Origin of the sequence: Bradyrhizobium sp. Ash2021, from assembly GCF_031202265.1 — a bacterium.
In the GTDB taxonomy this organism is placed as follows: Bacteria; Pseudomonadota; Alphaproteobacteria; order Rhizobiales; family Xanthobacteraceae; genus Bradyrhizobium.
Window position 1 is genome coordinate 5,305,954 of the sequence record NZ_CP100604.1, and the last position, 18,602, is coordinate 5,324,555.

An 18,602-nucleotide genomic window follows, 5' to 3' on the forward strand; every position below is an offset into this window, starting at 1 on the left:
CCCGAGCCCTTTGTCTCCCTCGTCGTTGACAGCAGTGGCCAGATCCAGGCGCTAGAGGCATTCGAACTCATCTGGACTATGGTGCGCGTTCACCGAACAACCGCAGCGGGAAGCCGAACGTCAAGCCTGCGCGTATTTCGTTCACCGGATGGCCGTTCCTGAGCGCGTGACGCAGCCCGACGTCGAAACTGAGATTGTCCTGGACCCGCCAAATGAGGCCGATCAGGGCAGATATCGTTTCGGATTGGCCAAATTCCTTCTCGTAAAAGAATTCGGCAACCGGCCGGACTGACCATTTTGACGGTCCTTCGACGATGCCGCCAAGAAAGATATCGGCGTGATGGGTCCGGGTCAGCGCGGTCGCCGCATTCAAGTGAACGGTTCCCCAATCCCAGCGCTGCGAGACGATGCCGGCCAGGCTTGCGCCGACGCCTGAACTCCCCATGCTGTCCGGAAGCAGCACGCCAAATTCAGTCGCGATGCTGGGGCCGCTCTTATCCTGCAGACTGCCGGGCTGCAGCACATGCTTGAGGAATGCTCCCGCTGCCGTCAGGCTGGTTGGGCCCGCAGGCGACAGCGGAGTTTGGCCCGCCCCCTCGAACACGGCTTCCCATCCCTCGCTCAATCCGTAATTAACAACCGTTGCCGGCGCAATCAGAGTGGTGGTCCCACTCTCACGCAAGGGCCCGGCCGGTTGAAACTCGATTTCCAGCTCTCCCGGCGCTGCCACCGCAGCATCTGTTCCATCGAACGGCCGATAGGCCAAGGCAGGGTCGGACCACGCGACGAAACACGCAGCGATGATCGCCCATTTCGGGAGCCCCGGTTTCGAACGCTTCCGTTTCGTGCCCATGCGTTTGTCTTCGGTGCCGTGGCGACGGAATCAAGGCGTTGGCCGGAATACCCAAATGGCTGCGGGCTCTCCGGAACTCGCCCGGACGGCAAGCAGCAGACGATCCATCTCGAGCACAAAGAGCGAAGTTCGGGCGCCGGAAACCGTGGGGATACGCACGATTCGGCGATACGTCCCGTCTTTCGCTTCCAAAACATCCAGGAAGCCAGCCCCGCAACTGACGTAAACGCGCGCGCGTTTGGCATCGACAAACAAGTCGTCGGCATCGCCGCAGGTTTCGATCGTCGCGATCGGCTTGCCGTCCGTCATTAAAAAGACGCCAAGTTCGGCGGGAGAGCGAAAGATCACGAGGACATGGCGACGGACGGGATCCAGGGCCATCGGAAAATTCGCACTCCGATTGGCCAGCGGCCATTTTCCGGTTTGCTTTTGCGAACCTTGATCCACGACCGCGATCCCTCGCGCCTCCGGGACGTTGACGAAGATCTGGCTGGTATCCAGGTCGATCTGGAAACTTTCGGGGTGCGCCGTCAGTGAAATGTCTCCCACCCTGCGGCGGGTTGCGGGATCGATCACGGCCAGCGCTCCACTGCCGTACCCGATCAAGACCCGACGGGCCGCCGCGTCGATGCGAACATTGTCGGCGTCGCTACCAAGCTCGATTCGTCCCGTGGCCTTGTAGTCGCTCCCTTCAAACAAGTGCACCGAGCCGTCACCGGCATTGGCGACATAAAGCATATCGGTCGTGGGCTCGTACCCGACGCCTTGTGGGTGCTTCAGTCCCGCGATCCTGCGGATCAATTTGCGATTTGCGAGATCAACAATTCCGACACTATCGTTGCCTAACTCGGCAACGAACAAACGTTGCCTCTTCAAATCGATCGCCATGTGATCGATGCGGCCACGCACGTCGCCCAGCACAATTTTGGTCTCGAGTTGAAGCGGGCTTGCATCCGCTGACTGAGCAGGGGCTGCGGCGTTAGCCAGCATCACAATGCTGGCTAACACCGTCAAGGTTGTCCGAAGCGAATTCAACATCGCCACACCATTCCCGAGGGACGAACGGCGTCTCTCTGCCGATGCGTTGCTCAGTGCAGAGGCGCCCCTAATCCAAGGGCTGTTGCACAGTTTTCATTTGCTCACCGTCGAGGAAGGCAATCGAAACAACGGGACGCCCGTCTTTCAGGCTGGGCGCCGCACTTACCACCCGGATTTTGGCTGACTGGGCGGCGGCCTTATCGACCGCGTCCTTCAACGTGGTCTTTGCCTTGGCCATCGTCGCGCTCTGCGATTTGGCCGCTGCGAGGTCGTCTCCCTCGGTGATTGGCTCTGCCTTCATCACTTTGCCATTGGTATAGTCGACCAGCACCTCCGAGAACTTGCCATCTTTCGCGGTATAGACCGAAAGCTGGAGCTTGCCCTCGTCGACCTCGAATTTAGCCGAGATCGGCTGGCCCTGCTGTTCGCTGGCCGCTAGACCCTGCTGCAGGTTGATCTTCGAAGTGTCCAGCAGTTTGATGAGCTTCTCCTGACCTTCGTCATCATCGTCGTTTGCAAAGATAGCATTCTGATCGGCGAAGCCTACCAAGGCGGCCAGTCCAAGCACCGTCGCGCCGCCAGTCATCAGCAACATCTTTCTTCGGGTCATGTTGACCTCCTTCGGTGGGTTGTTATCGCCCCATTTCGCCTTCCTTGATTTAGAATTTCGTCATGACCCAAGTGGGCTGCAGCAACGGAAACGCGATCAGGCCGACGACGGCCGTTGCGGCAATCAGGAGCGGGTTGCTGACTTTCCAGCGGAACAAAACAGCGAGCGAGACCAGCCCGATCAAGGCGGTCAGCCAATCACCGACGGCGATCCGTCCCAAGAGGATGCAGGCTCCCAGGATCGTTCCGATCGCCGCCGCGTAGGCACCCTTGACGAATCCCTGCACGTTGGGATTGCCGCGATGACGTGCGAGCAGTGGTGCTGCTATCAGCACCAGCAGAAACGATGGAAGGAAAATGCCGATCGTCGAGACGAGCGAGCCCCAGAATCCCGCGACGAGATAGCCGACAAAGGTCGCGGTGATGACAACCGGTCCCGGGCTGATCATGCCAATGGCCACTGCGATCAGGAACTGGCGTTGATCCAGCCAGCCGAATTGTTGAACCAGTCCCTGCTCAAGGAACGGCACGATCACAAGGCCGCTTCCAAAGGTGAGCGAGCCCGCCTTGAGGAAGAAGAGCAAAAGCTTGCCGAGAATTGAGCTTGAGGCAGTGGGCGCGAGTTGTGCGAGAACCGGCGCCACGGTTACCGAGAGCGCTGTTGGCGTTCGCTTAAACAGGCTGCCGTAATACAGAATTCCGACAATGCCTGCGCCGATGAACAGCAGCGCCACTTCGGCTTGAAGGATAACGGTAACGGCAACGCAGACCGCCGCGATCACCCATTGCAACCAGTCTTCCATGCCAAGCTTGGCCAGCCGGTAGCAGGAATGCAGGATCAGCGCGATAACCGCCGGGCTCACGCCGTAGAAGATGGCGGTTACCGGCTGCAGGTCGCCGAGATAGACATAGAGGGCACCGAGTGCGGCGACGATGACAAAGTTCGGAAGGATGAAAGCCCAGCCACCCGCCCAGGCTCCCCAAAACCCGCAACGGAGATAAGCAACGTAGATGCCAACCTGAATCGCAAGAGGTCCGGGAAGTGACTGGCAGATCGCGATGGCCTCGCGCATCTGGTCTTTCGTGAGCCATTTTTTCTCATTGACCAGTTCGCGCTCCATCTGGCCGACCAGCGCAACCGGACCGCCGAAGCCGAGAAAGCCGAGGCGCAGGAAGTACCGCACCAACTCGCTGATTCCGCCGCTCGGAATTGTCGTTGTAGTCGTCGTCATGTCATGCCCCGCCCGTTGTGAGATCTCGAATTTCGCCCTTGCCGTCGGATTGTCGCAGGACCGGTCGGCTGATGCTGGTCCGTGTGTCTCGCGTCGTCATTTACATTTCCACTCAGTTACGATCAGTTGGCTTCTGGAGAATACCTTCGATGGTCAAACCCAACCCGAAGGGCTTCATCTCAATGCGATTCCCCGAGAGCGACACTTCGTAACAACCATCTTCCGGTTCCTTGAAATAAACACAGAGCTCGTCCTTCTCGATTACCCATTTGCCGACTCTCTTCTTTCCATCTGCATAGCTTCTCAACGAGCCGTCACGGTCGTAGACGTCACGCCAATGCACTTCGTCGGTCAGCTGCATCCCGGCGATTTTTGCGCGGATTTGATTGCCCGAAAGTTTTTGTACGTTCTCTGCCGCGACGGGCCTGATCGTGGACGAGAGCGAGCCTATTGTTACGGCAGCGAATACAGACAATTTCTTCAAGATTGCGCCATATCCCAAGCAAATCAGCGGTTCACGACTTCTTTCCGCAAGATTTCATGCACATTTTATATTCGGACTTGCAGGTCGGCCCGGCATAATTCTTCATGCACGCTGCTTGCTGCTCGCTGCATACCTTGCAGCTGGATTGAGCCTGTGCCGCTTCATTAGCGGCCCAAAGGCCAGTAAGAATCAGCAACGCCATCGCAAAGATTTTCATGATGAGAGTACCTTTTTTGAAAGCGGGGAGACCTAGCTCTTCGTGCTCGCCGTCTAAACCATGTTACGCATTGTTCGGTCCTCCTTGGTTGGCCTGGTTGCGGGTTCTTGCTCTTGTGAGCATGAAGCCTGTGATCAATTCGCCTTGTGTTTCTCGACGACGGCGTCGAAGGTCTCTTGACCCTTGTTCGCCCGCATCCTTATGCTGGCGCCCGACATCCAGACTTCATTGCAATCGGACGACTCCAGATTTGGATTCGACATGCAGAGCTTGTTGTTCTGTATTTTCCAGGTCCCGGTCCATTTCCGACCCATTTCGTCGCTAAGGAGTACGCCGTCGGGCCGGAGGTAACTCACCCAATGAGTGCTATCGGTAATGTCCTTGCCGACTACTCTTGCTTGGATTTCCTTCTCGCCAAGCAGTTTGAACGTTTCCTCCGCGTGCGCAGTCCGTACACAAACCGTCGCAGGCAACAAAATTGTCAGCGCAAGGATTTGTGACGCTCGGCAGCTCATGACCGAACTCCGTCGTAAGCGTGCCGCATCGCCAGCCAATTGTGCATCTCTACGCAAGGTATCTCGCACGCAGCCACTAGCTTTCGCGGCTGTACTGATCGTACAGCTTCGCGGCGTTGTCCCAGCGGATGGCCTCCATGTAGATGTCGACATAGCGCGCGGCGGCCGCACCGTAGTCCATATGATAGGCATGCTCGTACATGTCGAGCACCAACACCGGCCGGCCGCCGGCCAACGTCGTGGTGTGGTCCGCGGCCCATTGATTGACGAGGCGTTTGTCGCGCGGCGAGTAGGACAGGATCACCCAGCCGGAGCCGCCGCCTTCCGCCTTGCCCATCGCGACAAATTCCGAGCGCCAGCGCTCGAGGCTGCCGAAGTCGCGAACGATGGCCTCCGCCAGCGCGCCGCTTGCGGCGGCACCACCACCGAGCCCATCGAAATATATCTCGTGCAGGATCATCGAGTTCGCAGCGATCAACTCTTCACGCTTCAAGCCGTTGACCATGAAATTCGGCGCCTTGGCGAAATCGAGCTCGGCCAGCTGCGCGCCGATCGCGTTGAGGCGCTTTACGGCACCAACGTAGTTGTTTTCATAGTGGCTCACGAGAACCTTTTCCGAAATGCCCTTGATCGACTTTGGGTCGAGTGACAGGGGTTTTGCTTGATACGACATCGTTCTGGCTCCGCTCGGTTGGTTGCTTTGGGCGAATGCAGGGTTCGCGGCCAGCGTCGCTGTCGATGCGGCGGCAGCGACGAGCCCTGCTCCCTGAATGAAGCTTCGGCGTTCGGTTGAGATGGTCATGGAAATCTCCTGGGCTGACAGTCGCGAAAGGTGAATGCGGGAGGTGAATGCGGAAGATGACTGACTGGTTGCAGGCTCATGGCAACGGTACGATCTCGATCGGGTCGAACCGCGTGATGCTGTCGCCTTTGCTCCAAAACGCGATGCGGCCCGGCCGGGACAGAGTCTTGTTGAACCCGGTAAACAACCAAATCCGATCGAGGGAGACGGTGAATTTGTCGTCCGTCGCCCGAACCACTAAAGCGGGAGCAACCAGCCGATCGGCACCGGCAATGTCAGCATCGCGCCGTACGTCGACGACAATCGGCGCCGCTTCGGAGCCTGGCCGTGCATACAGGTCATTCGGGGAAATTGAGTGTTTGCTTCGATCCATGCGCAAATCTCCTCGACAAATCGAGTGTTGCGCAGTCATTGGACCGGAGTCTCAAGGGGAGACTGCTTCTTCCCCTTCGGGATTATTAATTTGGCCCGATCGCAAACGCAATAGGAACCGCTACCGAGCACCTTTCAAGCCTCCTTTCTCGGAGCACTCGCGTCTGCTTTCCCAACAAACTCGCACCTTCAAGCGCTCCTCGAACTGCGCATCACAAATTTGTGCGGATCGAGTTAGCGCCTTCCCGGGTGAGGTTTGTGTTGGGGCACGCCGGAACCTTGCAACCGTCCGCTAATTCGTCCTTCGCGCCTTCCGCATCGTCGCCAGCACGATATCGGCGGCGCGGGCGCTCGGCGGCTGGTTGCCGGTCGACATGATCCGATCGATCTTTGCGAAAGCCTCGAGCTGTTTTCGCCGCAGCGCTGAATCGCCGAGCACCTCGCGCAGCGCCTGCGACAGTTTTTCCGGCGTGCAGTCTTCTTGCAGAAATTCCGGAACGACGTTCTCGCCGATCACGAGATTGGCGAGGATCACCGAATTGACCTTGATCGCCTTGCGCAAAATCCAGGCTTCCGCCGAGCCGGTCCGGTAGGCCGTCACCATCGGCACGCCCGAGAGCGCGAGTTCGAGCGTGACGGTGCCGGATTTCGCCAAGGCCGCGTGCGCGATCCGGAACGCCGCCCGCTTCTCCTGCTCGCCGACCACGATGCGGGGCTGCACCTGCCAGCCCGCCAACGCTTCGGCGATCGCCTCCTGCAGATGCGGCATGGTCGGCAACACCAGTTCGAACGCCACACCGTCGTCGCGCAGCCGGCCCAGCGCCTGGCCGAACACGGCCATGTGGTGGCGGATTTCGCTGCGGCGGCTTCCCGGCAGCACCAGCAGCACCGGCGGCGCCAGATCACGCCGCTTCTGTTCATCGGCGCCAGGCCGCAGCGCGGCGAGCTGCTCGGTCAGGGGATGGCCGACATAGCTGCAGGGTGGGCCGCGAAGCCGCTGATAGGCCGCCGGCTCGAACGGCAGCAGGGCCAGGACATGATCGACATAAGAGAGCATCGCGCGGGCCCGCCCCGGGCGCCACGCCCAGACCGAGGGCGAGACATAATCCACGATCGGGATCTGGGGGTCGGCGGCGCGAACGCGCCTGGCGACGCGGTGGGTGAAATCGGGGCTGTCGATGATGACGAGAATATCCGGCCTGGCTTCCGTCACGGCGGCCGCGGTTTCCCGGATCAGCCGCAGGATTTTCGGCAAATGTTTGACGACCGCGGCAAGGCCAATGATCGACAGTTCCTCGATCGGAAACCGCGATACCAGCCCCTCGCGCGCCATCGAGCGGCCACCGACGCCTTCGAATCGCACCGCGTCGCCAAGGCGCTGTCGCAAAACCTTCATCAGATTGGCGCCGAGCCGATCCCCGGATTCCTCGGTCGCGATCAGAAAGATTTTCCGCCCCCGATCGGCGATTGGGCGCGCCGCCGTCACGCGGGCAGGCCCTGGATGAAGAGGCCGGCCCTGTCGGCCGCTTCGATCATCGTCTGCGATTCAGCGGCGATGGTGTGACCGGCGATGATGGCAATGCCGGCAAGCCCTGCCTTGGCCGCGCCTTCGATGGTTTTGGCCCCGACCGTCGGCAGGTCGAAGCGCAGATCCTGGCCGCTCTTCGGCGCCTTGACCAGCACGCCGCGGCCGGCCTTGGCGCGGATGCGGCCCTCGGCGCGCAGCCGCGCCACGCGCGCCAGCAGGCCGTCGGTGCCTTCGATATCTTCCACCGCCACCACGTGACCGTCGATCACGACCACGGCCTGGCCGATATCGAATGGCCCGAGCGCGCGGAGCACCTCCTGCCCCCTGGCGATATCGGCGGTCGCGGCGGGATCCGGCGCTGCGCGGGCAATGCGCCCCTCGGGCATCAGGACGTCAGGGGCGACATCCCTGATTCCGACCATGCGGAAACCATCCTGTTCGAGAATACGGCCGATCCCCGACAGCAGATGATCGTCGCCGCCGCGAAACGACGTCATCACCTTGCTGATCACGCGGATCGTGCCCCAGTCCAGCCTGATCTCCGACAGTGCCGGCCGCAGCAGCGTGCCGATGAAGATCAGGTCGCGGCAGCCTTCGCTGCGAAACAGCTTTGTCGCGCGGCCGAGCTGGCCGACCGAAATCCAGTGATGGCGGAAGCGTTCCACCGCGACCGGATCGCAGGCGCCTCGAAGCGCGAAGATCACGGGTGCGATGCCGCGTGCGGTGAGCGAATCCGCCACCGCGAACGGCATGGCGCCGCCACCTGCGATCACGCCCACCGGCGAGGAAATCCCTGAAACCGCCGACATCATGGTTGCGGCGATCCCGTCATCAGTGCTTGTTGCCGTCGTCGGCCGGAAGGCACAGCGCGCGGTGCTTGCCGTCGCCAATGAAGGCGAGGATTTCCGCAATCGCCGGATCCTGCGCGGCCATCGGCTGCACTGCGGTCAGCCGCTCGGCAAATATCCCGGGGCCGTGAAACAGTTTTTGGTAGAACGACCGCACGGTCGCCAGCCGCTCTTTGGTAAACTTGCGGCGCTTCATGCCGATGATGTTCAACCCTTCGAGGCTTGCATACTGGCCGTTGACGAGGCCGAACGGGATCACATCGCCGCGCACGCCGCACACTCCGCCGACCATCACCTGCGGACCGATTCGCGTGAACTGGTGCACTGCAGAGAGCCCGCCGATGAAGACGAAATCGCCGATCTCGCAATGGCCGCCGAGGGTTGCCGAGGTCGCGAAGATCACGTCATTGCCGACCTGGCAATCATGCCCGACATGGCTGCAGTTCATGAAATAGCCGCGCTCGCCGACCCGCGTGACGCCGCCGCCCGCGACCGTACCGGCGTTCATGGTGACGGATTCTCTGATCGTGCAGCCCGCGCCGATCTCGAGCCGGGTGAGTTCGCCGCGATAGCTTAGCGATTGCGGCGGGGTGCCGAGCGAGACGAACGGATAGATCGTGCAGCCGGCGCCAATGGTGGTTTTCGCGGTGATATGGACATGCGCGATCAGCTTGCAGCTGTCGCCGATGACGACGTGGGGGCCGATGATGCAGTAGGGACCGATCGAGGTGCCCTCGCCGATCACCGCGCCGTCTTCAATCCGCGCGGTGGGATCGATCATGCTCATCCAGACAGGTCCGCCGATTCGTTAACAAGAAGGGAGGTTAAAACGTCGGGTTTTCCGGTGGTTACCGCGACATGCTGATGCTGTCTAGTGACGTATCGTTACGGCGTATTTCGGCGCTGCACCCATGATCGGGGTCCGCATCCCGGCAGCAATTTCTCGCAGCCGGCGGCGAGCGCATTGATCATGAAGCACTGGAAAAGGCGCACTTGAAATTGGAATGATCGTTCGCCCGGCTAGGCAGACATCCCGGATCCGCAGACATCACGTCATGCTGCCGGGCATGAAGCAGCGGATTGAAGTCCCGGACGGGCCCTTGAGGGGCCAGACCATGGTTCGACCGGCGCGGTTTGGCTCCGTAACGACGGCATCATCCGGAACCATGATCCACTCGCCCTCGATACGAACGCGGAAGTGCCCGTCTTTGGATTCCCAGTCCGGATCGGCGACGACAAAACCGTCCGCAACGGAGCAACACAATCCCTTTGCGCTCCTGAGTGTGTCGAACCACGGCTTCAGCGGGGACCCGGAATAGCGGCCATCGTCGCGCGCGGTTGCGTTTCCTGCCAGAACGGCAGCCAAAGCCATCACCGCCATCGACACCTTGATAAAACTCATCAACCGGTCTCGCGCGCAAGCGCCGAGAAGGCCGTCGACGCCAGACTGACAAACCGCAAGCCGGGCTGAAGTTCCGCCTGCAGACGGCGATCCCTTGATCCTGCAAAATACCCCGTTGCGCAAAGCGGTACAATCCAAACCGCGGCGAAATCAACGTGGCAGAATCGATTACCGATCTTGCCGACCGGTCCCGCCTCAATCCGTCAGCATCGCGCCGACGTCGGCTTCGGCGACCGTGGTGTCGTTGACCTTGGCGTCGCCGTGAAACCACCACATGGTCTTGCGGCGGCCGATCGAGCGCATGTGGTACTCGATGGTGTCGCCGGGCATCACCGGCTTGCGAAACTTGCATTTGTCGATGGTCAAAAAGTAAACCGCGCGCGGCTTCTCGGTGCCTTCGACCGACTTGATGCCGATGACGCCGGCGGTCTGCGCCATGGCTTCGATCATCATCACGCCGGGATAGACCGGGCGATCCGGAAAATGCCCAAGAAACGGCGGCTCGTTGAAGGTGACGTTCTTGACGCCGATGCCGCTGTAATCGGTCCGGATCTTCATCACCCGGTCGATCAACAGCATCGGATAGCGGTGCGGGAGCGTCTTGAGGATTTCATTGATATCCACGAGCTCAAATCTGACCGGTGCCTCCTCCATCACTCCCGCCCCTCGCCCTTCGGATCGGCCGTGCTGTCGCGCACCAGACGCTCCACCGCAATAATCTCCCTAAACCATTGTTTGGTCGGTTTGGCAAAATGGCCGCCCCAGCGGCCGTTGGGCGGGATGTCATCCTTGACCGCGCTCATCGCCGTGACCTGGGCGCCGTCGCCGATCTTGAGATGATTGTTGATACCCACCTTGGCGCCCAGCGCCACATTGTCGCCGATCGTCAGGCTGCCGGCGAGCCCGATCTGGGCCGCCAGCAGGCAGTGCCTGCCGATGGTCACATTGTGGCCGATCTGGACCTGATTGTCGATTTTGGTGCCCTCGCCGATCACGGTGTCGCGCAGGCTGCCGCGGTCGATCGTGGTGCCGGCGCCGACCTCGACATCGTTCTGGATCAGGACGCGGCCGGTCTGCGGCACCTTCAAATGGCCTTCGGGCCCGAAGAAAATGAAGCCGTAGCCATCCTGCCCGATGCTGCAGCCGGGATGGATAAGCACGTTGTTGCCGATCAGGGCAAACTGGATGGCGCTGCGCGCGCCGACATTGCAGTCGCGGCCGATTCTGACGTCGGCGCCGATCACGGCACCGGCGCCGATCACGGTGCCGGCGCCGATTTCGACCCTCGGGCCGATCACCGCGAGCGGATCGAGGATCACGCCGTCCTCCAGATGGGCCGTTGGGTCAATGATCGCCGACGGCGCGATGCCGTCATTGTCGCACCAGGATTGCGGGCGGAGCGCGTCGCCGTGCCATTCGCGGGCGAGCGTGACGAAGGCGCGGAACGGCTGCGCCGCCCGCAGCACGGCGACATGGGCGGGGACCCTGGCTTCGAAACGCGGGCTGACCAGGCACGCGCCGGCCTTGGTCGACGCGAGTTGATCAGCGTATTTGAGGTTGTCGAAAAACGTCAGATGCATGGGGCCGGCTTCGTCGAGCGACGCCAGTCCCCTGATCTTGAGGCCGCCCCGCGCGGGGTCGACCAACTCTGCCTTCGTCAGCGTGGCGATATCGGCCAGCGTCGACGAAGGGGGTTGCTTGAAGAAGTTCGGCTGCGCCATTCCACCCGTCGCAGTCCGGCCGGTGATCGGACCAGAGCTTCGGCTCTGATCGATCAGAACCGGAGCCCTGCTTTGCGTTGACGCGTTTTCTTCACGCGAACCGGCACCCACTTCGCTCGAAAACGCTTAGATCATATTGCTTTAGAACGATGTTCCGCCGCCAAACTTGAACTGCTGGACTCGGTCAAACCTACCCTTGGTGAGCGGAACCGCATAGTCGAAGCGCAGCGGTCCGAACGGCGATGCCCAGATCAAGCCGACACCCACCGACGAGCGGACGACCTTGCTGTCGTCGTACTGCAATCCGAGGCAGGTGCCGGGATTTGCCGAGGTCGTCGCACTGACCTGCGTCGGCTTGATACAGCCCGGGGCATTCGTTTCGCCCGTTGCAATCCACTCCGTTGGCCCCTTGTAATCGTAGAGACCGCCGGCGTCGGCATAGACCGCGCCCTTGAGCCCGACTTCCTTCGGCAGGAACCAGAACGGCATCTGCAACTCCGCCGACACGCCCCAGTACTTGGTGCCGCCGAGCGCATCGCCGGTGCCGTAGGGATTGATGTCACGCGGGCCGATGCCGTTCGGGGCAAAGCCGCGCACCAGGTTCGGCCCCATCTGGAAGTGGTCGAGCATTCGCAACGGGGTGTTGCCCAACTGGTTCAGGATGCCGGCCTGGCCGTGAATCACGCCAACGATGTCTGAAACCAGCGGCGTGTAATATTTCGCGTCGATGGCGGACTTGATGTAGCTGACGTCGCCGCCGACGCCCGCGAAATCCTGCTTCCAATCGACGATCAAGCCGTCGGTCGGGTTCTTGTTGTTGTCGAGCGTGTTGTAGTTCAGCGAATAGCCGAGCGACGAGGTCAGGGTCTGGCCGCTCTGCAGCTCCTTGCGGACCGGCAGCGAAGCTTCGCCGTCGCTGAAGCACCACAGCCCGATGCCCGAGGTGTCGGTGGCGGATTGGCCCCCTGACGTTGCAGTACCCCCGGCAGGAATATTGTTCAAATTCGCAAAGGCCGGCGACGGGTTGAACGCGAGCAGCCCGTTGTTCGGGTTATTGTTACAGTTCGCCAGATTGCTCGGCAGCTGGATCTGCTGCTCATAGATCGAATAGCGAAGCTGCAGCGCGAGATCTTCGCGCAGGCTGAAGCCAAGCCGCGGGCTGAAGCCGATCGTCTTGGTGCCGTAGGAAATATAGCTGTTGGCAAGCTGCTGGCGCTGGAACAGGTCGAGACCGAGCGCAACGCGATAGTCCAGCAGATAGGGCTCGACGAACGAGAGCGAGTAGCCGCGCGCATACTGGCCGTAGGTGACCGACGCCTTGGCGAACAGGCCTCGCCCCAGGAAGTTGCGTTCGGAAACGCTGACTTCGGCGAGCGCACCGTCGGTGGTCGAGTAGCCGCCCGACACCGAGAAATCGCCGGTCGATTTTTCTTCCAGATCGACGATCAGGATGATGCGATCGCTCGAGGATCCCGGTTCGGTCACGATCTTCACGCTCTTGAAGAAATCGAGGTTCTTCAGCCGGCGCTCGGCGCGATCGACCAGCGCGCGGTTGTAGGCGTCGCCTTCGGAGATATCGAATTCGCGCCGAATCACGTAGTCGCGCGTGCGGGTGTTGCCGCGGATATTGATGCGCTCGATATAGGTTCGCGGGCCTTCATCGATGGTGAAGACGATCGAAACGGTGTGCTGTTCGAAATTGCGGTCGCCGCGCGGGCGCACGATCGCGAAGGCATAGCCGCGCCGCGAGGCCTCGATCTGCATTTCCTCGACCGACTTCTCCAGCGCCTCGGCGTTATAGAGCGAGCCGACACCGACGCGCGAGAAGCTGCGCAGCGAGTTCCCATCGAGCGTGCCGATGCTGGACTGGAAGTCCACCGAAGCAACCCGGTACTGCTGGCCTTCCTCGATCTTGAAAGTAACGAGGAAGCCCTTCTTGTCGGGATCGTATTCGGTCAGCGCGGCCACCACCTGCACGTCGGCAAAGCCGTGCTTCAGGTAGAAACGGCGAATCAGATCGCGGTCGGCCTCGACCCGGTCCGGATCGTAGACGTCGCCGCCGCCGAGGAAGCTCAAGAGATTGGATTCGTGCGTCTTGATGATGTCCTTGAGGCGATAGGACGAATAGGCGACGTTGCCGATGAATTCGACCGATTTGACGCCGGTTTTCTGGCCTTCGGTGATCGTGAAGACCAGATCGACGCGATTGTTCGGCTGCTCGATGATTTCCGGATTGACGCGGACATCATAGCGGCCCGAGCGCCGGTAGATTTCGGCAATGCGCTGGGCATCCGACTGAACCATCGGACGCGACAGCGTGCCGCGGGGCTTGGACTGAATTTCTGACGAGAGCTGCTCGTCCTTGATCTTCTTGTTGCCTTCGAAGGCGATGCGCCCGATCACGGGGTTTTCGACCACGACCACCACGACCCGGCCGCCGGTCTGGTTGATCCGGACGTCCTGGAACAGGCCAGTCTCGATCAGCGCCTTGAGGCCGTCGTCGATCTCGGCCTGGGTCAGACGCCCGCCGGGACCCGCCTTGAAATAGGAGCGAATGGTTTCGACTTCGACGCGCCGGTTCCCCTCAACCCCGATCGAAGCCACGCCTTGGGCGGCTGCCGGCGCGGACACGAGCACAGCCGCCAGCGTGGCAGCCACCGGCACGGCAAACATGATCAGGGCGGCAACCAAGCCCCCCCGCACTCGCATTCCAACCATCATGCGCAACGCGCCCTTATCATTCCCATGCCGGCCCGTATCCCTACGAACCGGCAGATTCCCATCTGCTGCGTCGCTTGTAGCCAATTTAACCGGGTGGGCAAACCTGACATCGCAGTGCAATTCCATTTTCATTCCAAGACGTTGCCCATCGGCAACGCCACAAAAAAGCCGCTTCACGATGCCGCGAGATGCAGGATGTCATTATAGGTCGCAAACACCATCAACATGAGCACAAGGCCGAGGCCGATTCGGAACCCCATTTCCTGAGCCCGCTCCGACAACGGCCGGCCCCGGACGGCCTCTACCGCATAGAACAAAAGGTGACCGCCATCGAGCAGCGGCACCGGAAACAGGTTCAGCAAGCCAATCGAGATCGAGAGTACCGCAGCCAGGTGAATCAATGCTGCAAGACCGATGGTGGCGACCTGACCCGATATCTGGGCGATCCGGAGCGGTCCGCCGACCTGGTTGGCCGCTTCGCGGCCGGTGAAGATGCCGCCGATATAGGCCAGCGTGCGGTCGACCACGAACCAGGTCTCCTTGACGCCGAGCCAGAGTGCGGTCGCGGGATCGACGCGTTCGGTCAGGACATCGCCGGGTGCGGTGGCACGGGTAATGCCGAGCACGCCGAGCCGCTGCACATTGCCGAACGGATCCTTCACTTCGCGCAATTCCGGGGTGCCGCGCAGCTGCACCGTGGAATCACCGCGCTTGACGGTGAAGGACAATTGCTCGCCGGCGCGAACGCCGACAATCCGCTGCATGTCCGAGAAGCTTCCGATGGTCTTGCCGTCGATATCGGTCACGATGTCGCCGACCTGGAAGCCTGCGGCCGCAGCCGCGCTGCCGGCTTCTACCTTGTCGACCCGCGCCGTCGTGCTCGGCTTGCCGAAGAAGGTGAACAGGCAGGTGAAGATCACGATCGCCAGGATGAAATTGGCAATCGGGCCGGCGGCGACGATCGCCGCGCGCGGTCCGACCCGCTTGTGGTGGAAGCTGCCGGCGCGCTCTTCCTCGGTCATGTTGGCGAGCGCCTCGGCCGATGGCGTGGAGGCTTCCGACTCGTCGCCGAAGAACTTGACGTAGCCGCCAAGCGGGATGGCGGAGACCTTCCAGCGCGTGCCGTGGCGGTCGTTGAAGCCAAAGAGTTCCGGCCCGAAACCGAGCGAGAACGTCAACACCTTCACGCCGGCCCAGCGGGCGACCAGGAAGTGGCCGAGCTCATGGAAGAAAACGACGATGGTCAGGACGAACAGGAAGGGAATGATGTAACCGATGAGCCCATGGCTCAACGTATTGAAACTATGTAGAAAAAACTCAGACATCCAATTCCCCTCGACGAGAGCCGAAAGCTCCGTCCCCAACCCTCTAGGATGCCTTTAAGGCAATTTGAGGCAATAGGGAGGCAGCTTTATTTCTCGCAACATGGTCAATGGAAATCGCGTCGTCGGCCGAGGTCAAGGGCGCGAGATTTCCGGAGCGAATCCAGTCGTTCATGGTCGCCTCGACCAGCCGCGCAATGGCGCCGAATCTGATCTGGCCGGCGATGAAGGCCGCGACCGCCACTTCGTTCGCCGCATTGTATACCGTAGTCGCGCCCCGTCCGGTCCTTAAGGATTCGTAAGCCAGCCGCAGTCCGGGGAACCGCTCGAAATCCGGCGCTTCGAACGTCAATTGCCCGATCTTGGCAAGATCCAGTCTGGCCGAGGGGCCGACGATCCGATCGGGCCAGCCGAGGCAATGCGCGATCGGAATCCGCATGTCCGGCGCGCCCAATTGGGCGACCACCGAACGGTCGGAGAATTCGACCATGCCGTGGATGATCGATTGCGGATGCACGAGCACGTCGATCTCGTCCGGCGTCAGCGCAAACAGATAGGAGGCCTCGATCACCTCGAGCCCCTTGTTCATCATCGAGGCCGAATCGATCGTGATCTTCTGACCCATGCTCCAGTTCGGATGCTTCAAGGCCTGGGCCAGCGTGGCCTGCTCGATGTCGGCGGCGGCCCAGGTGCGGAACGGGCCGCCGGACGCGGTGATGATCACGCGCACCAGCTCCTCGCGGTTGCCGGAGCCTAGCGCCTGAAACAGCGCATTGTGTTCGGAATCCGCCGGCAGGATGCAGGCCCCTGCTTTGGCTGCGCGCTGCATGAAGAAATCGCCGGCACAGACAAGACATTCCTTGTTGGCCAATGCCACGGCCGCGCCACGGTCCACCGCGGCAAGCGCAGGTTTCAGCCCGGCCGCACCGCTGACCGCGGCCATCACCCAGTCCGCCGGGCGCGCGGCCGCTTCGATAATCGCGCTTTCGCCGGCGCCGCATTCGATGCGCGTCCCGGCCAGAGCCTGTTTCAATTCGCCGAGACGGTCCGGATCGGCAATCGCCGCAAACCGCGCGCCGAATTCCCTGGCGAGCTTCGCCAGCGCCTCGACATTGGTATTCGCGGTCAGCGCCTCGACCTGATAGCGCTCGCGCGCGCCCCGCAGCAAATCCATGGTGCTGTCGCCGATGGAGCCGGTGGCGCCAAGGACGGTCACGGTGCGCACGGCGGATGTCGCGGCCTTGTTGTTACGCAATGGAACTGCGCTCATTGTTTCACCAAACCATAAGACCGCGGCCGACGCCATCGGCGCCGCCGCGAAGGAACCCGAAAATTGCCGCCATGACGACGGCTGCGACAAATCCGTCCAGGCGATCCAGTAGCCCGCCATGGCCGGGAATGATGTGGCTGGAATCCTTCACGCCAAAACGCCGTTTCACAGCGGACTCAAACAGATCGCCGAATTGCGACACGACCGAGAGCATTGCGCCCAATACCAATAGTGACCCTAGTTCGAGCTTCAGCGAGTGCTCTGCGGCTTGGTTATGATCGAACGCATAGAAGCCCGCTGCGACGATTAGGCTCGCAACAAAGCCGCCGATGGCGCCGGCCCACGTCTTCTTCGGACTGACCCGGGGCCAGAGCTTCGGTCCGCCGATGCCGCGGCCAGCGAAATAACCGCCAATATCGGTCACCCACACCACCAGCAGCACCAATATCAGTGCTGCGAAACCTTTGACCGAATCCAGACGCACCAGCACCGAAGCGATCTCGGCCGCCGCGGCATAGAAAAACCCGGTCGCCGTCCAGTTGCGCTGCGCCGGCGTGATCAAGGCAACGACGATGAGCCCGGCAACAAAGACAACGAGCGCCGCATCGATCCGTCCCGTGGCGAGACAAAGTCCCCCCAGCCCCAGCGCGACAACGCCTGAGGCGACGACGCGCATTTCGCCCGCCGCGCCCACGATCGTCAGCCATTCGACATAGAGGCCGATCGCGCCCAGCGTGACCAAACCCGCCCACAGCCATCCGCCGGCATAGGCGATCGCAATCGCCAGCGGCGCCAGCGTCAATGCAACGGCGACGCGCAGCAAAAGATTGCGCGAACCCGGTTCGGCCGCCGCCGCAGGTGCGGCTTCGCCCTCGGTCACGATCCGGTTTTCGCGGCCAGACCGCCGAAACGGCGCTCCCGTCTGGCATATTCGGCGATCGCGCTCTCAAGCGCGGCCTTGTCGAAGTCCGGCCAGTGGATCGGCACGAACACGAGTTCGCTGTAGGCCGCCTGCCACATCAGGAAATTCGACAGCCGCTGCTCGCCGCTGGTGCGGATGATCAGATCGGGATCGGGAATGTCGGGCGTGTCGAGATATTGACCGATCGCATCGGCATCGATCGATGCGGGATCGCGCTTTCCCTCGGCAACTTCGCGGGCGAGGCGACGCGCGGCGTTGGCGATTTCTTGGCGCGAACCGTAGTTGAAGGCGACGACGAGGTTGAGCTTGGTATTGGCCTTGGTCAGCTCTTCGGCTTCGTTCAGGAGCGCGCAGATATCGCTCTCCAGGCCCTCACGCTCACCGATCACGCGGACCCGCACGCCGTCACGGTGAAGCGACGCCAGATCGTTGCGGATGAAGCGCCGGAGCAAGCCGAACAGGTCGCCGATTTCGGTCGCCGGACGCGACCAGTTTTCGGAGCTGAACGAAAAGATCGTCAGATAGAGCACGCCGAGTTCGTGTGCCGCACGAACCACGCGCCGCAGCGCCTCGACGCCGCGGCGATGGCCTTCCGCACGCGGCAGACCGCGCGCGGCCGCCCAGCGCCCGTTGCCGTCCATGATGATCGCCACATGCAAGGGACCGCCGGTTCGATCCGGTCCTTCGGTTGCGGGGGCGGCGGCATTAGACATCATTCAATCCCAGGAAGGGTCCCAAGGAATTTT

At 61.6% G+C, this 18,602-nt stretch carries 20 protein-coding genes; all 20 read right to left on the bottom strand.

All coding sequences use genetic code 11. The features are described from left to right. Positions 1 to 76: 76 nt before the first annotated feature. The gene (locus NL528_RS25525; protein ID WP_309177210.1) at positions 77 to 853 is read right to left on the bottom strand and encodes a hypothetical protein; all 777 of its coding nucleotides are present in this window, start codon (positions 851 to 853) and stop codon (positions 77 to 79) included. A gap of 30 nt (positions 854 to 883) precedes the next feature. After that, entirely contained in the window at positions 884 to 1,891 is a 1,008-nt protein-coding gene (locus NL528_RS25530; RefSeq protein ID WP_309177211.1) for a hypothetical protein, read from the bottom strand. A gap of 67 nt (positions 1,892 to 1,958) precedes the next feature. Then, positions 1,959 to 2,501, bottom strand: coding sequence for a PepSY domain-containing protein (locus NL528_RS25535; protein WP_309177212.1), 543 nt, complete (start codon positions 2,499 to 2,501; stop codon positions 1,959 to 1,961). A 49-nt stretch (positions 2,502 to 2,550) separates the two neighbouring features. Next, complete coding sequence (chrA, locus tag NL528_RS25540; protein ID WP_309177214.1) at positions 2,551 to 3,732, bottom strand: chromate efflux transporter; 1,182 nt, start codon at positions 3,730 to 3,732, stop codon at positions 2,551 to 2,553. 112 nt (positions 3,733 to 3,844) lie between these two features. Next, complete coding sequence (locus tag NL528_RS25545; RefSeq protein ID WP_309177215.1) at positions 3,845 to 4,216, bottom strand: hypothetical protein; 372 nt, start codon at positions 4,214 to 4,216, stop codon at positions 3,845 to 3,847. 31 nt (positions 4,217 to 4,247) lie between these two features. Further along, a complete protein-coding gene (locus NL528_RS25550) occupies positions 4,248 to 4,433 on the bottom strand; it encodes a hypothetical protein (RefSeq protein ID WP_309177216.1) in 186 nt (61 codons plus the stop codon). Between the two features lie 134 nt (positions 4,434 to 4,567). Beyond that, positions 4,568 to 4,948 carry a hypothetical protein gene (locus NL528_RS25555; protein ID WP_309177218.1) on the bottom strand — a complete coding sequence of 127 codons (381 nt, stop codon included), beginning with the start codon at positions 4,946 to 4,948 and terminating at the stop codon, positions 4,568 to 4,570. Between the two features lie 76 nt (positions 4,949 to 5,024). Further along, positions 5,025 to 5,621, bottom strand: coding sequence for a Fe-Mn family superoxide dismutase (locus NL528_RS25560; protein WP_074278610.1), 597 nt, complete (start codon positions 5,619 to 5,621; stop codon positions 5,025 to 5,027). A gap of 205 nt (positions 5,622 to 5,826) precedes the next feature. Further along, entirely contained in the window at positions 5,827 to 6,123 is a 297-nt protein-coding gene (locus NL528_RS25565) for a hypothetical protein (protein WP_309177219.1), read from the bottom strand. A 291-nt stretch (positions 6,124 to 6,414) separates the two neighbouring features. Next, positions 6,415 to 7,608 carry a lipid-A-disaccharide synthase gene (gene lpxB / locus NL528_RS25570; protein WP_309177220.1) on the bottom strand — a complete coding sequence of 398 codons (1,194 nt, stop codon included), beginning with the start codon at positions 7,606 to 7,608 and terminating at the stop codon, positions 6,415 to 6,417. Next, on the bottom strand, positions 7,605 to 8,462 hold the full coding sequence (locus NL528_RS25575) for a UDP-2,3-diacylglucosamine diphosphatase LpxI domain-containing protein (protein ID WP_309177221.1): 858 nt from the start codon (positions 8,460 to 8,462) through the stop codon (positions 7,605 to 7,607). Before NL528_RS25575 ends, lpxB begins: the two co-directional genes overlap by 4 nt. 19 nt (positions 8,463 to 8,481) lie before the next feature. After that, the gene (lpxA, locus tag NL528_RS25580; protein ID WP_309177222.1) at positions 8,482 to 9,285 is read right to left on the bottom strand and encodes an acyl-ACP--UDP-N-acetylglucosamine O-acyltransferase; all 804 of its coding nucleotides are present in this window, start codon (positions 9,283 to 9,285) and stop codon (positions 8,482 to 8,484) included. A gap of 261 nt (positions 9,286 to 9,546) precedes the next feature. Continuing rightward, positions 9,547 to 9,900 (bottom strand): hypothetical protein, encoded by a 354-nt coding sequence (locus NL528_RS25585; protein WP_309177223.1) that lies wholly within the window; start codon positions 9,898 to 9,900, stop codon positions 9,547 to 9,549. Positions 9,901 to 10,095: 195 nt separating this feature from the next. Continuing rightward, positions 10,096 to 10,554: a 3-hydroxyacyl-ACP dehydratase FabZ gene (gene fabZ, locus NL528_RS25590; protein ID WP_309177224.1), complete on the bottom strand. Its 459-nt coding sequence runs from the start codon at positions 10,552 to 10,554 to the stop codon at positions 10,096 to 10,098. Then, on the bottom strand, positions 10,554 to 11,621 hold the full coding sequence (lpxD, locus tag NL528_RS25595) for a UDP-3-O-(3-hydroxymyristoyl)glucosamine N-acyltransferase (protein ID WP_309177225.1): 1,068 nt from the start codon (positions 11,619 to 11,621) through the stop codon (positions 10,554 to 10,556). The genes fabZ and lpxD overlap by 1 nt, the downstream gene beginning before the upstream one ends. Positions 11,622 to 11,762: 141 nt before the next feature. After that, positions 11,763 to 14,342, bottom strand: a complete 2,580-nt coding sequence (bamA, locus tag NL528_RS25600; protein WP_309177226.1) for an outer membrane protein assembly factor BamA — start codon at positions 14,340 to 14,342, stop codon at positions 11,763 to 11,765. Positions 14,343 to 14,515: 173 nt separating this feature from the next. Next, entirely contained in the window at positions 14,516 to 15,667 is a 1,152-nt protein-coding gene (gene rseP, locus NL528_RS25605) for an RIP metalloprotease RseP (RefSeq protein ID WP_309177227.1), read from the bottom strand. Between the two features lie 43 nt (positions 15,668 to 15,710). Beyond that, complete coding sequence (dxr, locus tag NL528_RS25610) at positions 15,711 to 16,934, bottom strand: 1-deoxy-D-xylulose-5-phosphate reductoisomerase (protein WP_309177229.1); 1,224 nt, start codon at positions 16,932 to 16,934, stop codon at positions 15,711 to 15,713. A 4-nt stretch (positions 16,935 to 16,938) separates the two neighbouring features. Further along, positions 16,939 to 17,814, bottom strand: a complete 876-nt coding sequence (locus tag NL528_RS25615; RefSeq protein WP_309177230.1) for a phosphatidate cytidylyltransferase — start codon at positions 17,812 to 17,814, stop codon at positions 16,939 to 16,941. Next, positions 17,811 to 18,569, bottom strand: coding sequence for an isoprenyl transferase (locus NL528_RS25620; protein WP_309177232.1), 759 nt, complete (start codon positions 18,567 to 18,569; stop codon positions 17,811 to 17,813). The genes NL528_RS25615 and NL528_RS25620 overlap by 4 nt, the downstream gene beginning before the upstream one ends. Between the last annotated feature and the right edge of the window lie 33 nt (positions 18,570 to 18,602).

Coding starts and splice junctions, on each gene's coding strand:
- NL528_RS25525 (WP_309177210.1), bottom strand. CDS start 853: ATGGGCACGAAACGGAAGCGTTCGAAACCGGGGCTCCCGAAATGGGCG.
- NL528_RS25530 (WP_309177211.1), bottom strand. CDS start 1,891: ATGTTGAATTCGCTTCGGACAACCTTGACGGTGTTAGCCAGCATTGTG.
- NL528_RS25535 (WP_309177212.1), bottom strand. CDS start 2,501: ATGACCCGAAGAAAGATGTTGCTGATGACTGGCGGCGCGACGGTGCTT.
- chrA (WP_309177214.1), bottom strand. CDS start 3,732: ATGACGACGACTACAACGACAATTCCGAGCGGCGGAATCAGCGAGTTG.
- NL528_RS25550 (WP_309177216.1), bottom strand. CDS start 4,433: ATGAAAATCTTTGCGATGGCGTTGCTGATTCTTACTGGCCTTTGGGCC.
- NL528_RS25555 (WP_309177218.1), bottom strand. CDS start 4,948: ATGAGCTGCCGAGCGTCACAAATCCTTGCGCTGACAATTTTGTTGCCT.
- NL528_RS25560 (WP_074278610.1), bottom strand. CDS start 5,621: ATGTCGTATCAAGCAAAACCCCTGTCACTCGACCCAAAGTCGATCAAG.
- NL528_RS25565 (WP_309177219.1), bottom strand. CDS start 6,123: ATGGATCGAAGCAAACACTCAATTTCCCCGAATGACCTGTATGCACGG.
- NL528_RS25575 (WP_309177221.1), bottom strand. CDS start 8,462: ATGATGTCGGCGGTTTCAGGGATTTCCTCGCCGGTGGGCGTGATCGCA.
- lpxA (WP_309177222.1), bottom strand. CDS start 9,285: ATGAGCATGATCGATCCCACCGCGCGGATTGAAGACGGCGCGGTGATC.
- NL528_RS25585 (WP_309177223.1), bottom strand. CDS start 9,900: ATGAGTTTTATCAAGGTGTCGATGGCGGTGATGGCTTTGGCTGCCGTT.
- fabZ (WP_309177224.1), bottom strand. CDS start 10,554: ATGGAGGAGGCACCGGTCAGATTTGAGCTCGTGGATATCAATGAAATC.
- lpxD (WP_309177225.1), bottom strand. CDS start 11,621: ATGGCGCAGCCGAACTTCTTCAAGCAACCCCCTTCGTCGACGCTGGCC.
- bamA (WP_309177226.1), bottom strand. CDS start 14,342: ATGATGGTTGGAATGCGAGTGCGGGGGGGCTTGGTTGCCGCCCTGATC.
- rseP (WP_309177227.1), bottom strand. CDS start 15,667: ATGTCTGAGTTTTTTCTACATAGTTTCAATACGTTGAGCCATGGGCTC.
- dxr (WP_309177229.1), bottom strand. CDS start 16,934: ATGAGCGCAGTTCCATTGCGTAACAACAAGGCCGCGACATCCGCCGTG.
- NL528_RS25620 (WP_309177232.1), bottom strand. CDS start 18,569: ATGTCTAATGCCGCCGCCCCCGCAACCGAAGGACCGGATCGAACCGGC.